The sequence below is a fragment of the Stenotrophomonas maltophilia group sp. SKK55 genome, assembly GCF_057179845.1.
This window is the reverse complement of the sequence record NZ_JBXUHP010000059.1, coordinates 425,238-438,616: the sequence shown is the minus strand read 5'-3', so window position 1 is coordinate 438,616 and position 13,379 is coordinate 425,238. Positions and strand designations below refer to the sequence as shown.

Sequence of the window (13,379 nt, the reverse complement as noted above, 5' to 3'; positions counted from 1 at the left end):
CCAGTGATCATGCGGGTCACCTCCCGGCATCGATCCAGCCCGCATCGCGCGCAAGCGCAAGATCTTCTGGCGTATCGATATCCAGGCCCAGTTCCGGTGCCTGTAGGACATGCACCGTATCGACAGGAAGTTGCCGCAGGCGCGCTCCGAAGCCGCGGTCACCGGTTGCACCCGCAGAGTTGAACCATGCACGCGGCACTACTGCGGGAACGCCAAGCACATTTCCGTGGCGGGTGCCCGCGCACGTTGACGCTGCGGCGCGGGCGCCCGAAAGCAGCACCTGCAGATGGGAGCGTTCGATTGCGGGCTGGTCGCATGCCACGACCATCACCGCAGTCACCGTGGGCAGCAGGTGTGCGCCGGCAACCTGCAGGCTGCTCGCCAGGCCGCGTTCCCAGTGGTGGTTGGTTACCGGGGTGGCATCCAGCCCGGCAATGCTGGATGTCACCGCCTGTGCGTTCGCGCCCACCACGACCAGTACCTGCGCTGGCGCGAGCTCCCGCGCCAACCGCACCACGCGATGCACCAGGGTCTCGCCCTGCCGGGTCAGAAGCTGCTTGGGCTGGCCAAGTCGGGTGCTCCCGCCGGCAGCCAGCACGACGACCGCATGCGCGTCAGTCACCTGCCGTGCGCGCTTCGCCATTGCTGCAGCTGCGCGGCGATGCTGAGCGAAATCGCCTCTGGCCCTCGGCCGCCGATGTCCAGGCCGACCGGTGACCGAAGTCTCGGGGACAGGCGGTGGCGCTGATCCGGTGTCAGCAGCTTGAACAGGTCCTCGCGCCTTCGCCGCGGACCCAGCAGCCCAATGAACGCGACGTTGGTATCAGCCAGGGCCACCAGCGTCTCCCGGTCCAGTTCGAAATCGTGATGCATCACCAGTGCCGCGTCGCACGGGTCGCCATGAAGGGCTTCGGCAGGGTTGGTCTGAAGATGAGCATCCGCGCACTGCCCTGCTGAGGCCCAGCGCGCTCGCCGTTCGGCCACGCTGACCCGCCACCCCAGGCCGCGCAGCAACGGAACCAGGAAGGGCGTTTCGGGGCCGCCCCCCAACACCAGGGCCCGCGGAAGCCGGAGCAACGGCAAACGCCACGCACCCTCGCCAAAGGACTGCGTACCCTCCATCGGATGCAGCTGCCACGCCTGCTCGCGATGGCCGGCGCGGAAAACGACCTGCCCCGACGTGCGAAGGTCGCGCTGGAGTGACACGCCCTCGCGGAGCCAGGCCTCGATGACGTCGTCGATGCCGGCCATGGCACGCAACGGCAGGAGCGCAATCCGCAGCCGGCCGCGGCACCCGAGGGCGGACCCACTCAACAGGTCGTCGTCACTGCGGGTGTCGATTTCGATCCAGTCGACCTGCCCTGCCGCGCTCACCTGCTCCGCGCGTCGCGCGAGCTCGGGTTCCAGGCATCCGCCGCTCAGCCAGCCGACCTGGCTGCCGTTGCAGAACAGCACCATGTCGCCGGCACCGGCGTAAGTGGAGCCATCGGTTTCCAGCACCAGCGCGAGCACGGCGTGCTCCCCAGCGCGCACGTGCGTCAAGGCCGTCTCAAGCACGCCGCGCGGGCTGCCTTCGGCGAGGAAGCCCGGCGCTGCGGACAGGTCCTCGGCAAGATCGCCGGGCTCCCCTCCGCCCGCGGCGGAGGCCTCCAGAGTGGGCGAAGCTGCGGGTCGGTCCATGCGCAAGGATCAGCCCACGTCGGGCAAGCCGGGCAACAGCTTGTCCAGGGTAATGGGATAGTTGCGCACGCGCACGCCGGTTGCGTTGTAGACCGCATTGGCGATCGCGGCGCCGACCCCGCAGATGCCCAGTTCACCCACACCCTTGGCCTTCATCGGCGAGATCACCGGATCCAGCGTGTCGAGGAAGATCACTTCCTGGTACGGGATGTCGGCGTGCACGGGAACCTCGTAGCCGGCCAGGTCGTGGTTGATGAACAAGCCCAGCCGTTTGTCGACCACCAGTTCCTCCATCAGGGTCGCGCCCGCACCCATCACCATCCCGCCGATGACCTGGCTGCGTGCGGACAGCGGATTGAGGATCCGGCCGCCATCGCATACGGCAAGCATGCGGCGAATGCGTGTCTCTCCCGTGTAGGCATGCACGGCAACCTCGCAGAAATGCCCTGCATAGGTGCCGACGTCGTAGCCTTGCTTGAAGTCGCCGAAGGCAATGCCGTCCTCCGCCGACAGTGTCCCCGCTTCCGCCAGCTTGATCGTCCGCCCACCCGCCTGGATGCGGCCATTGGCGAAGTCTGCGGTGTCGCCGTCGAAGCCGAGTTTCTCGCCCACCTTACGGCGCAGGCTGACGCACGCCGCGTACACGCCCGCGGTGGAGCTTGCCGCGCCCCACTGGCCGCCGGAACCGGCGGAGGCGGGATGACGGGAGTCACCGAGGGTCACCTGGACCCGGTCCAGCGGCACGCCCATGGTCTCGGCTGCCGTCTGCGCGATGATCGTGTAGGAGCCGGTGCCGATGTCGGTCATGTCGGTCTCGACAATCACCCCGCCCTGGCCGTCAAGCCGGACCCGCGCCGCCGACTTCATCGTCGGTGCGCCGCGATAGCCCGCGGACACGCCCATGCCGACCAGCCAGTCCCCTTCCCTGACCTGCGCCGGCCTGGGGTTGCGCTTGTTCCAGTTGAAGCGCTCCGCGCCTTCGCGCAGGCAGCGCACCAGGTTGCGGTCGGAGAACTTCTTGGACGGATCGCCGGGCACGACCTCGGGCTCGTTGAGGATGCGGAACGCGATCGGGTCGAGGCCCAGCTTCTCGGCCATTTCGTCCATCGCCACCTCCAGCGCCATGTGGCCCGGTGCTTCGCCTGGTGCGCGCATCGCATTGCCTTCGGGCATGTCGAGCGTGGCGATGTAGTTGGCCACCAGGCGGTTGGCGCCTGCATAGAGCTTGGGCGTCTGCAGGGTACCGTTTTCGCCGTCCTCGCCGTTGATGTTGCCCGACCAGTTCTCATGGGCGATGGCGGAGATCCGGCCATCCTTTCCGCAGCCGATCCGCACGCGCTGGAGGGTGGCGTGCCGGTGCGTGGTGTTGTTGGGCATCAATGGGCGTTGCAGCGCGATCTTCACCGGCCGCCCGACCTGCTTGGCCGCCAACGCGGCCAGCACCGCGTCGGCACGGATGAACAGCTTGCCGCCGAAGCCGCCGCCGATATAGGGCGAGTCCACGCGCACCTTGGCAGGATCGATGCCGAGGATCGCCGCCATGCCCTGCCTGGCCCAGTCGATCATCTGGTTCGCCGTCCACAGCGTGAGCGTGTCACCCTCCCAGGCGGCGATGGTGGCGTGCGGCTCCATCATCGAATGACTTTCGTCGGAGGTGTGATAGGTCTGGTCGAGCTTGACCGCGGCGCTCGCGTAGGCGGTGTCGAAATCGCCGAGCGTCTGCCGGTCGGGCTTGCCACCGCGCCCCTTTGCCAGCGGCGCGGACGGCGCCAGGGCTGGGAAATCGAAGCGTCCCCTGCCGCGCTCGTAGCGGGTGCGGATCAGCGCCGCGGCGGCGCGGGCCTGCTCGAAGGTCTCTGCCACCACGCAGGCGATGGCCTGATGGTAGTGGGCCACTTCGGGTCCGCCGAACAGCGGCGCATTGTTCCAGTTCGATGTGCCGACTGGCTTGGTTTCCGGTGCGGTGATGACCGCCAGTACGCCGGGCGCGGCACGTGCGCGGGAGGCATCCATCGAAATGATGCGCCCCTTGCCGATGCCCGCACCGACGATGTAGCCGTAGGCCTGGTTCGGCGCCACGTCATGGCGCTCGTAGGCATAGGGGGCGGTGCCGGTGGTCTTGCGTGGACCGTCGATGCGCGGCGTCGACTTGCCGACGACCTTGGCCTTGTCGAACAGGTTGTCGCCGGCGGGGGCGTTGAATTCAAGGGGCATCAGCGCTCTCCTTCCACCAGCACCGCCGCGAGGGTGCGCTCGGCGAGCGCGATCTTGAACGCGTTCTCCGGCGTCGGACGGGCACCGGCGAACACCTGCCGGGTCGCGACCTTTACGCCGTCGCGCAGCAGCGGTTCGGCTGCCTCGACGCGCCACGGCTTCGGCGCAACCCCACCGAAGGCGAACCGCGCCGAGCCGTCTCGCTGCACGACCGCGGCGACCGACACCAGTGCGAACGCATAGGACGCGCGGTCACGTACCTTGTGGTACACGTGCCGACCGCCCAGGGGCTTCGGCAGCGTGACGTGGGTGATCAGCTCACCGTGCTGCAGCACGTTGTCCTGCTGCGGCCTGTCGCCGGGAGAACGATGGAAATCGGCAATCGGGATGCTGCGCGTACTGCCGTCACCGCTGACGGTCTGGATCGAGGCGTCCAGCACCCGCAGGGCCACCGCCATGTCGCCCGGGTAGGTCGCGATGCAGCTGTCCGAGGTGCCGATCACGCCCATCTGCCGGGAGAACCCCTCGAGTGCGCCGCAGCCGGATCCGGGCAGGCGCTTGTTGCAGGGCAGATTGGGGTCGTAGAAATACGGGCAGCGCGTGCGCTGCAGCAGGTTGCCGCCGGTGGTGGCTTTGTTGCGCAACTGCCCGGAGGCGCCTGCCACGATCGCGCGGGTCAGCACCGCGTAGTCGCGGCGCACACGCTCATGCGAGGCCAGCGCGGTATTGGTGACCAGCGTGCCGATGCGCAGGCCGCCCTCGTCGGTGGGTTCGATCCTGTCCAGGCCGATGTCCTGCACATCGACCAGGTGCGCTGGCGTCTCGACCTCCAGCTTCATCAGGTCGAGCAGGTTGGTCCCTCCGGCCAGGAACTTCGCGCCCTCGGTACCGGCGACGGCCCTAGCGGCCTCGGCCGGGGATTTCGCGCGTTCGTAACTGAAGGCCCTCATGCGCGCCTCCCTGCAGAGGTCACGCCAGCGACCTCTGCCATCGCCTCGGCAATGTTGGAATAGGCGCCGCAGCGGCAGAGGTTGCCGCTCATGCGTTCGCGCATTTCCATGTTGGTGGCCCGGGGCCGTGCGCTGACATCCGCCTGCACATGGCTGGGGACACCCCGCTTGATCTCGTCCAGTACCGCCACCGCCGAGCAGATCTGCCCCGGCGTGCAATACCCGCACTGGTAGCCGTCATGCTTGATGAAGGCGGCCTGCATCGGATGCAGGTCATCGGGGGTTCCGAGGCCTTCGATGGTGGTGATGGCATCGCCCTGGTGCTGCACCGCCAGGCTGAGGCAGGCATTGATGCGCTCACCGTTGACCAGCACGGTACAGGCACCGCATTGACCGTGGTCGCAGCCCTTCTTGGTGCCGGTCAGCTTCAGATGTTCGCGCAGGGCATCGAGCAGCGTGGTCCGGGTGTCGAGCTCAAGCTCCCGCCGCTCGCCGTTGACGGTCAAGGCCACCGTGCCGATGACCGGGGACCTGGGCGGCGTGGGCGCCGCCAGTTCGGCGGCGAGCGATGATGCCCCCGGTGCGGCGGACATCGCCACGGTCGTGACGCCACCGGCGATCACCTGGCGACGCGTCAACTTCATTCCTTCATCACAACTTGGCACAGTGACCTCCTGGCGTTCGGGAAAATCCCGTGGCTGGATGGACGCGCTCACACTACCCAAAGGCCACTATGCCCATCTGCGGGGTACAGATCTGTGAAGCCGGCGAAATGTACGAACCTGCCAACTTGAGCGATGCGTATGCCTCACTGGATGGCTCACAATCCTGTTTGTCCCTCAACATGAAGAACATGATGGCCCGACGCTACAAGGGCGTTGACTGGGAGGGCTCGGGCTCGTGGATGGAGCCTTCCAACAAGGCAACGTAGGTATCGAGCCTGGTGCGAAGGCCGATCAGCATCCAGCCCAGCACGTACAGCAGCACCATGGCGAAGATGAGCAGTGCGCCTAGCAGGCCAACATCGAAAGCGCCCGCCCAGTCACCCCATTTCCATCCACGGAACTGCAGGTAGAGGGCAATCAACAGCGGGAATGGTCCCAGCCGCTGCAGGCCGCCATACATCATGCCCATGCGCTCAATCATGTTTGTGCGCAAGGTGCTGACGAACTTGAGTCGCCGCTCGCGCTGGACGCGCGGGAATCCGCGAAGCTCGGTCACCACCGCTTGCCAGTGAGCGAAGTCTTCATCCATCTCCCGGGCGTGCGAGAGCCGCGGCTGGCTGAACTGGCGAATGCCCCTGCGGGCGGCCAGGACGCCACCGACAATGAACCCTCCGATTTCGATTGCCAGGCAGGCAACCACCACCTGGAGCACTGCGCCAACAGGCAGCCATCGATCCGGAAGCTGACCAATGAGAATGCCGATGATCGCCGCACCCATGCCGATGCGGAACGCCCACGTCTCCACCCTTCCCGCCTTGGGGTAGATGCTGTGCTCAACCAGCCCCTGCACCCGCTGGTAGAGCCAGTGGAACGTGAGTTCCTGCGAATCGGTCTTCGCGGGCGGAACGAATCCGCCCCGTGCCTGCATGTCCATTGCGCCCCCTGCCCCGCCGGCGCGGATGCCGGCCGCCCCATCGTACCTGAGCGTGCTTCGGATGGCGCCTCAGCGGGAATCACATACCCAGCTCCGACAACCCCGGGTGATCATCCGGGCGACGCCCCAGCGGCCAATGGAACTTGCGGTCGCTCTCCTTGATCGGCATGTCGTTGATACAGGAGAAGCGGCGCTGCATCAGGCCATCCTCTCCGAATTCCCAGTTTTCGTTGCCATAGGAACGGAACCAGTTGCCGGAGTCGTCGTGCCATTCGTACGCGTAGCGGACCGCAATGCGGTTTTCGGTAAAGGCCCAGAGCTCCTTGATCAGGCGGTACTCGAGTTCCTTGTTCCATTTGCGTGCCAGGAACTGCCGGGCTTCCTCCCGGCCGTTGGTGAACTCGGCACGGTTGCGCCACTGGGTGTCGAGCGAATAGGCAAGCGACACCTTGTCGGCATCGCGGGAATTCCAGCCATCCTCGGCAAGACGCACCTTCTGGGTGGCGGATTCGAGGGTGAACGGAGGAAGCGGCGGACGGGGTTGTTCTGCGGACACGGGGAGACCTCCAATCGAAATGGATACACGGGTTGCTTCAAAGGATCTGGCGTACCCAGGCGCTAACGCTTGGCCTGTTCCAACAACAGCTTCGCGACATCCTTCGCGGTGTCTGCGGCGTCGTAATCACCCATCACGCGCGACAGGGTGATGGCGCCTTCCATCAGGACCAGCAGCTGACGGGCCAGATCCGCCGGCTGCTCCACATCCAGTTGTTCGGTAAGTTCCAGCGCGTAATCGAGCAGCTTCTGCTTGTGATCACGCGCGATCTGCCGGATCGGATCAGCCGGGTCGCCGATCTCCCCCGCGGTATTGATGAACGCACACCCGCGATAGCCCTCGGACTGGAACCAGCTCTTGAGCGCGGTGAACATTCCGAGGATGCGCGCTTCCGGGGTGTCCGCTTTATCGCATTCGTTCCGGAACCAGGCCAACCAGCGCACGTCGCGCGCCTTCAACGCGGCGGCGGCCAGGTCGTCCTTGTTCTCGAAGTGGCGGTAGATGCTCTTCCGCGCCACGCCCGAGGTCTTCACCAGCAGATCCATGCCGGTGGCGTGGATCCCGTTCTGGTAGATCAGCGCCTCGGCCGTGGCCAAGATCTTCTGTTGGGTGTCGGTGGTGAGCTTGCTCATGGCTGCAAAGTAGAACGATCGTTCTACCCTGTCAACGGGCGATCGCGATCGATTCGTACGCGCACATCCGTGCAAGACGATCTATCAAGAAATCAGGACAGTTCATCACCCGGACGCCTGATTGCAGGCGCAAAGTACGTCTCACCACCCACCCATGAGAGTTCCCGCATGAACACCTTCGCCCGTACCCTGGCCGTTGCCGCCCTCGCCCTCTCGGTCCAGGCCGGCCTGTCCGCGCAGGCCGCCGAACCGCCCAGGCCGGCGGCAGTCACCAGCATCGCGCGCACCGCCAGCTACATCACCACCGCCGATGGCGTGCAGCTGTACTACAAGGACTGGGGCCCGAAGAACGGCCCGGTCGTGACCTTCAGCCACGGCTGGCCGTTGAACTCGGATAGCTGGGAGTCGCAGATGATCTTCCTGGCCAACCACGGCTACCGCGTCATTGCCCATGACCGTCGCGGCCACGGCCGCTCCAGCCAGCCGTGGGACGGCAACGATATGGATCATTACGCCGATGACCTGGCCACGGTGATCAATACGCTGGATCTGCACGATGTGACCCTGGTGGGCTTCTCCACCGGCGGTGGTGAAGTGGCGCGCTACATCGGCCGGCATGGCACCGGGCGGGTGAAGAAGGCGGTGCTGATCAGCTCGGTACCGCCGTTCATGCTGAAGACCGCCGACAACCCGAACGGCCTGCCGATCGAAGTGTTCGACGGCATCCGGAAGGCACAGATGGAGAACCGCGCGCAGCTGTACAAGGACATTCCGTCGGGCCCGTTCTATGGCTTCAACCGCCCTGGCGCGAAGGTGTCGCAGGGGCTGATCGATGCGTGGTGGGCACAGGGCATGCAGGGCGGCCACAAGAACACCTACGACTCGATCGCTGCGTTCTCGGCCACCGATTTCCGCGCGGACCTGAAGAAATTCGATGTGCCCACCCTGGTCATCCACGGTGACGACGACCAGATCGTGCCGATCGATATCTCGGGCCGCCAGTCGGCAAAGCTGATCAAGGGCGCAAAGCTGATTGTCTACCCGGGTGCGCCGCACGGCCTGACCGACACCCACAAGGACAAGGTCAACCAGGATCTGCTGGCGTTCCTGCAGGAAAAGTGAGTGTAGGGGCTCCGTCGTGATGGCGGAGCCCTTCCTGCCCAGAGGCAGGGCCGGCACCGGACGAGCGCCGGCTGCCACGTCAGTGCACGATTGCGGCCATGGGATTTCAGGCCAATCATGGAGCGCGGTGCGCACCTTGATGAAGGGTTAACCTCCAACAAGGCACACTGCGTTCTCACGGCTCTTCTCCGGCGCAGAATCCTTTGCTCCCGTGTCCAGCCCCAGACGACACGGCCATGCATCCTCCCAATGCCTTCCGGATCCACGCGATCCAGCCCCTTCTTGCGCGCAATGGCGCCATCGTTCGCCTCGATCAGTTGCGATCGACCTGCAAGAGCTGCGGCTTGCGCTCATCAATGACTCAGGACGAGGGCCTCAAGACGAGTCCATTGGGCACGACGCTCACGTGCCCCGCGTGCGGTGCCACGGGGCTGATGGACGAGGTGGAGATATGGCACCACTGGCTCGAACAGTGTCGGCGGGAACGGATGCTGGCGCTCTTCGATCCCGCACCTGACGAACCACTGGAGTCTGATGGCCCCGAATGAGAGCGACGCATGGACTGTCCGGCCGGCGCCTCAGCGCCGTGCCTCAACCGTCGCCCGGGTGCCGCCCCGCCAGGCTGCCCATCGTGAAGGCGTAGCCGGCCTCCTCCAGCAGCGCTCTCATGCGCAGCTCCACACGCCGGGGGGAAAGCAGGCTGTTGGGCGCGTACAGGGCATAGACGTAGCCTGCGCCGTCGATGGTCTCGCGGCGCACGGCGCACTCATTGGATTCGGCAGCCTCGGACCAGACGGACATCAACCTGGCGGGACTGATGGATTGGCCATTGCGAAGACGGAAGAACAGCCAGCGCACTCCCAGGGAACGCACCGGATTCAACCTAGCCATTGCGAACCCCCGATGCGCCGGAAAAGGTCCCTCAGGACCTCTGGATCCAAGCGTGGATGCTCGTCTTTCGAAGAGCGCGGAAGGTCGATGCGTGCGGCGCCGTTCACCAGCGCGGGCAGATCGGACTGAAGGTCGATCCACCACCCCGCGGGCAGCCGGAGCCCCGTGCCCGTTCTATCGTAGATGCAGATCGGAAAAGTCATCGCGTTGCTCCTGGATGACCCGAGCATACGCCTGCGCGATGTCAGGTCCGGATGCGACGCCTAGGAAGATGCCGCATCGGCGCGCTTTGCGCATTCGAATACGTGTGCTTCGTCCTGCTGGACCCTGCGGAACGACTCCAGCCAGCCGAACGCTGCGCCACGATTGCTCCGTCGCAGCAAGTGTGCTGCCGATTGACTGTGGGCCTGTTGCCGCTACGGGAACGTGCCGGCAAGCGCGTTGTATGAACGGTTGTGATGAACAGGCTCCCGGCAGCAAGCGTGTACTGTGAGGTTTCGAACAGGGGTAGGCGCCGTGAGCCGCGGAAGAAGCAAGCACGTTGTCGATGTGGAGCGCGAGCTGGCCCACTGGGAAACCGCGTTCAACCTGGGCGCGTTGCCCGCGGTGAGTCTCCGGCACGAAGTGGCGCCGGTCATCCGGCTTGCCTGCGACATCTATGTGAGAGATCCGCACGGTACCCGGTCAGCCTGGATGGACGATCTGCAGTGCCGCCTTGCGAAACGATCAAGCCTGCGCGGCCACCCTGGCGCGGCAGAGATTGCCGATCGTTGCTGGACGCTGCTGTCCTGCGGCTAGGCGCCTCCTGCCGGATGATTCCGCTCGCGCACACCCTGCCCCAGCTCGGATGCCAGGAACGGTGCCGTCCTGCTGCCCTTGGCGTGGGCCACCTGATGCGGTGCCCCCGCCGCCACGATGGTGCCGCCCGCGCCGCCAGCGCCCGGGCCGACGTCGATCACCCAGTCGGCCTGCGCGACAGAACGCATGTCGTGCTCGATCATCACTACCGTGTTGCCTGCGTCCACCAGCCGCTGAAGCTGCATCAGCAGCCTGTCCGCGTCTGCTGCATGCAGGCCGGTGGTGGGTTCGTCCAGCACGTACAGCGTGCGCCCGCGCTGGCTGCGCTGCAGCTCTGTAGCCAGTTTGATGCGTTGCGCCTCACCCCCTGAAAGTTCCGTGGCTGGCTGGCCCAGCCGCAGGTAACCCAGGCCGATCTCCTGCAGCAGCTGCAGCGGGCGGGCGATGGCTTCTTCTTCGGCGAAGAACGCATGGGCCTGGTCCACCGTCATCTGCAGGACCTCGGCAATGTTGCGACCGTTCCACTGCACCTTCAGCGTGGCCTCGTTGTAGCGGGCACCGTGGCAGGTCGGGCATGGTGCATAGACGCTGGGCATGAACAGCAGTTCGACGCTGACGAAACCCTCGCCTTCGCAGGTCTCGCATCGGCCCTTGGCCACGTTGAACGAAAAGCGGCCCGCGTCGAATCGGCGGCGGCGCGCGTCGGGTGTCGCGGCGAACAGCTTGCGCACGTGGTCGAACAGGCCCGTGTAGGTAGCCAGGTTGGAGCGTGGCGTGCGGCCGATGGGCTTCTGGTCCACCTGCACCACGCGCTGGATCGCGTCCACGTCGCCGGCCAGCTGGCCCCGCGTGGCTTCGATCACGCTGGGTCCATCCGTGGGCGCGCTGTCGGTGCTGTCATCTACCGTCTCGTGCCCCAGGTGCAGCAGCATCAGCTCGGGCAGCGCCTGCGCCATCAGGCTGGATTTGCCCGATCCGGAAATGCCGGTCACTGCGGTCAGCAACCCCAACGGCACCTGCGCATCCACGCCGTTCAGGTTATGGCGGTGGATGCCTTTCAGCTCCAGCCAGCTGTTGGCACTGCGCTGCCGGCTGGCCGGCGCGGGCACCCGGTCGAACAGGTACTGCGCCGTGCGCGAATCCTGAACGTTGCGCAGGCCGTCGGGCTCGCCACTGTAGAGAACGCGTCCGCCATGTTCTCCTGCCTGCGGGCCCACATCGACCAGCCACTGCGCGCGGCACATCAGCTCCAGATCATGTTCAACAACGAACACCGAGTTACCGCCGTCGCGCAGCCGTTCCAGTGCGTCGTACAGCGCCTGGCTGTCGGCCGGATGCAGGCCGGCCGACGGTTCGTCGAGCACGTACAGCACGCCGAACAGCAGCGAGCTGAGCTGCGTGGCCAGGCGCAGGCGCTGCAGTTCGCCGGCCGACAGCGTGGGCGTGGCGCGATCCAGCGAGAGATAGCCAAGGCCGAGCTCGCGAAGTTGCCGTACCCGCGCCATGACCCCGCCCGCCAGCCGTTGCGCCGCCAGGCGCTTTTCCTCAGACAAGGCTGAGGTCAGGCGCACGTCGGGTGCGCCGGCGTGGGTCGCGCGGCCACTTGCTGCCCGCTTGGCGCGATCGCGGGGCGTTGCACGCCTGCTGGTACGCGCGCCGTGGCTGTGTGCACTGAAGTCGCCCTGCGCGATGGGCTCGAGCAACGTCGCCAGCTGGTCCAGCGGCAGCCGCAGGAACTCGCCGATGTCCACGCCGGCGAAGGTGACTGAAAGCGCTTCCGGCTTCAGGCGCTTCCCGTGGCATGCGGGGCACAGCCGGCCCTCCATGTAGCGGGAAACACGCTTGCGCATCAGCGCGCTCTGGGTGTTGGCGAAGGTGTGCAGCACGTAGCGGCGTGCGCCGGTGTACGTGCCCATGTAGCTGGGCTCGAGCTTGCGCTTGAGCGCGGCGCGGGACTCGGCGGGCGTGAACCCGGCATAGACCGGCACGGTCGGGGTTTCCTCGGTGAACAGGATCCAGTCCCGGTCCTTCTTCGGCAGCTTCTTCCACGGCACATCGATGTCGTAGCCCAGCGTGACCAGGATGTCGCGCAGGTTCTGGCCATGCCAGGCCGGTGGCCAGGAGGCGATGGCGCGCTCGCGGATGCTCAGCGATGGGTCCGGCACCATCCGCGCTTCGGTCACCTCATAGACGTGCCCCAGGCCGTGGCAGGTGCTGCAGGCACCCTGTGGGGTGTTGGGCGAGAAGTCTTCGGCGTACAGCATGGGCTGGTGGGCCGGGTAGGCCCCCGCCCGCGAGTACATCATGCGCACCAGGCTGGACAGCGTGGTCACGCTGCCCACCGACGAGCGCGCATTGCTCGCGCCGCGCTGCTGCTGCAGGGCCACCGCCGGCGGCAGGCCGTCGATGGCGTCCACGTCCGGCACGCCGGCCTGGTCGATCAGGCGACGCGCGTACGGCGCGACGGATTCGAAGTAGCGCCGCTGCGCCTCGGCGAAGACCGTGCCGAAGGCCAACGAGGACTTGCCGGACCCCGATACGCCGGAGAACACCACCAGCGCATTGCGTGGAATGGAGACATCGACATTCTTCAGGTTGTGCTCGCGCGCACCGCGGACCTCGATGCAGCCGCTGGCTGCGGCAGCACATGACGACTCGCCAAAGGGGGTGTTGGACATCTCAGCATTCCTGCAATCGGTGGGCGGCTCGCGCATGGTGCGCCCGGTAGGCCATTCTCGCTGTTGCGGGGTGAATGGCGTGAGGGGGTGCGCAACCACGTGCCGCATCAGAACGCCATGGCCGACGCAGACCGCGCCGCCACGCTGATTGTTAACGCGCGTTGCCTGAGGATTGACGCCACGTTGCCCCGCCCTTGATGGGGCCGCTCACAGTGCATTCCTATGCTGGGCCCGCCACCTGCGAGGTGGTGATCAACCT

Annotated in this window: 13 protein-coding genes; 3 read left to right on the top strand and 10 right to left on the bottom strand. The window is 66.2% G+C overall.

The features are described 5' to 3' along the window. Window positions 1–16: 16 nt before the first annotated feature. The 8 genes from AC2A1N_RS20120 to AC2A1N_RS20085 all read right to left on the bottom strand — a co-directional run bounded on the left by AC2A1N_RS20120 (window position 17) and on the right by AC2A1N_RS20085 (window position 7,631). Entirely contained in the window at window positions 17–643 is a 627-nt protein-coding gene (locus AC2A1N_RS20120) for a nucleotidyltransferase family protein (protein WP_242892699.1), read from the bottom strand. After that, a complete protein-coding gene (locus AC2A1N_RS20115; protein ID WP_242892701.1) occupies window positions 619–1,680 on the bottom strand; it encodes an XdhC family protein in 1,062 nt (353 codons plus the stop codon). The genes AC2A1N_RS20120 and AC2A1N_RS20115 overlap by 25 nt, the downstream gene beginning before the upstream one ends. 9 nt (window positions 1,681–1,689) lie before the next feature. Continuing rightward, entirely contained in the window at window positions 1,690–3,894 is a 2,205-nt protein-coding gene (gene paoC / locus AC2A1N_RS20110) for an aldehyde oxidoreductase molybdenum-binding subunit PaoC (protein WP_242892835.1), read from the bottom strand. Then, on the bottom strand, window positions 3,894–4,844 hold the full coding sequence (locus AC2A1N_RS20105) for an FAD binding domain-containing protein (protein ID WP_242892703.1): 951 nt from the start codon (window positions 4,842–4,844) through the stop codon (window positions 3,894–3,896). The genes paoC and AC2A1N_RS20105 overlap by 1 nt, the downstream gene beginning before the upstream one ends. Further along, on the bottom strand, window positions 4,841–5,488 hold the full coding sequence (gene paoA / locus AC2A1N_RS20100; protein WP_242892705.1) for an aldehyde dehydrogenase iron-sulfur subunit PaoA: 648 nt from the start codon (window positions 5,486–5,488) through the stop codon (window positions 4,841–4,843). The genes AC2A1N_RS20105 and paoA overlap by 4 nt, the downstream gene beginning before the upstream one ends. A 223-nt stretch (window positions 5,489–5,711) precedes the next feature. After that, complete coding sequence (locus AC2A1N_RS20095; RefSeq protein ID WP_134967915.1) at window positions 5,712–6,443, bottom strand: hypothetical protein; 732 nt, start codon at window positions 6,441–6,443, stop codon at window positions 5,712–5,714. A gap of 79 nt (window positions 6,444–6,522) precedes the next feature. Next, a complete protein-coding gene (locus tag AC2A1N_RS20090; protein WP_021202431.1) occupies window positions 6,523–6,999 on the bottom strand; it encodes a nuclear transport factor 2 family protein in 477 nt (158 codons plus the stop codon). Between the two features lie 62 nt (window positions 7,000–7,061). After that, window positions 7,062–7,631 (bottom strand): TetR/AcrR family transcriptional regulator, encoded by a 570-nt coding sequence (locus tag AC2A1N_RS20085; RefSeq protein ID WP_484373285.1) that lies wholly within the window; start codon window positions 7,629–7,631, stop codon window positions 7,062–7,064. Between the two features lie 168 nt (window positions 7,632–7,799). Here AC2A1N_RS20085 and AC2A1N_RS20080 point away from each other — a divergent pair, with 168 nt between their 5' ends. Together AC2A1N_RS20080 and AC2A1N_RS20075 are read left to right on the top strand one after the other, a co-directional pair. Further along, window positions 7,800–8,753, top strand: a complete 954-nt coding sequence (locus AC2A1N_RS20080; protein WP_061478248.1) for an alpha/beta fold hydrolase — start codon at window positions 7,800–7,802, stop codon at window positions 8,751–8,753. Between the two features lie 236 nt (window positions 8,754–8,989). Then, complete coding sequence (locus AC2A1N_RS20075) at window positions 8,990–9,301, top strand: hypothetical protein (protein WP_484373283.1); 312 nt, start codon at window positions 8,990–8,992, stop codon at window positions 9,299–9,301. Between the two features lie 43 nt (window positions 9,302–9,344). On the opposite strand, the gene AC2A1N_RS20070 is transcribed toward AC2A1N_RS20075, so the two are convergent. Then, entirely contained in the window at window positions 9,345–9,644 is a 300-nt protein-coding gene (locus AC2A1N_RS20070; RefSeq protein ID WP_484373281.1) for a hypothetical protein, read from the bottom strand. A 516-nt stretch (window positions 9,645–10,160) separates the two neighbouring features. Here AC2A1N_RS20070 and AC2A1N_RS20065 point away from each other — a divergent pair. Further along, the gene (locus AC2A1N_RS20065; RefSeq protein WP_484373279.1) at window positions 10,161–10,442 is read left to right on the top strand and encodes a hypothetical protein; all 282 of its coding nucleotides are present in this window, start codon (window positions 10,161–10,163) and stop codon (window positions 10,440–10,442) included. Here AC2A1N_RS20065 and AC2A1N_RS20060 read toward each other — a convergent pair. Further along, window positions 10,439–13,120 (bottom strand): excinuclease ABC subunit UvrA, encoded by a 2,682-nt coding sequence (locus AC2A1N_RS20060; protein WP_484373277.1) that lies wholly within the window; start codon window positions 13,118–13,120, stop codon window positions 10,439–10,441. The two genes, AC2A1N_RS20065 and AC2A1N_RS20060, sit on opposite strands and share 4 nt — an antisense overlap. Window positions 13,121–13,379 lie beyond the last annotated feature (259 nt).

What these genes read in the sequence shown, in the direction of transcription:
- AC2A1N_RS20060 (WP_484373277.1), bottom strand. Translation starts at nt 13,120, where the DNA reads ATGTCCAACACCCCCTTTGGCGAGTCGTCATGTGCTGCCGCAGCCAGC.
- AC2A1N_RS20120 (WP_242892699.1), bottom strand. Translation starts at nt 643, where the DNA reads ATGGCGAAGCGCGCACGGCAGGTGACTGACGCGCATGCGGTCGTCGTG.
- AC2A1N_RS20080 (WP_061478248.1), top strand. Translation starts at nt 7,800, where the DNA reads ATGAACACCTTCGCCCGTACCCTGGCCGTTGCCGCCCTCGCCCTCTCG.
- AC2A1N_RS20085 (WP_484373285.1), bottom strand. Translation starts at nt 7,631, where the DNA reads ATGAGCAAGCTCACCACCGACACCCAACAGAAGATCTTGGCCACGGCC.
- AC2A1N_RS20095 (WP_134967915.1), bottom strand. Translation starts at nt 6,443, where the DNA reads ATGGACATGCAGGCACGGGGCGGATTCGTTCCGCCCGCGAAGACCGAT.
- paoA (WP_242892705.1), bottom strand. Translation starts at nt 5,488, where the DNA reads ATGAAGTTGACGCGTCGCCAGGTGATCGCCGGTGGCGTCACGACCGTG.
- AC2A1N_RS20115 (WP_242892701.1), bottom strand. Translation starts at nt 1,680, where the DNA reads ATGGACCGACCCGCAGCTTCGCCCACTCTGGAGGCCTCCGCCGCGGGC.
- AC2A1N_RS20070 (WP_484373281.1), bottom strand. Translation starts at nt 9,644, where the DNA reads ATGGCTAGGTTGAATCCGGTGCGTTCCCTGGGAGTGCGCTGGCTGTTC.
- AC2A1N_RS20105 (WP_242892703.1), bottom strand. Translation starts at nt 4,844, where the DNA reads ATGAGGGCCTTCAGTTACGAACGCGCGAAATCCCCGGCCGAGGCCGCT.
- AC2A1N_RS20075 (WP_484373283.1), top strand. Translation starts at nt 8,990, where the DNA reads ATGCATCCTCCCAATGCCTTCCGGATCCACGCGATCCAGCCCCTTCTT.
- paoC (WP_242892835.1), bottom strand. Translation starts at nt 3,894, where the DNA reads ATGCCCCTTGAATTCAACGCCCCCGCCGGCGACAACCTGTTCGACAAG.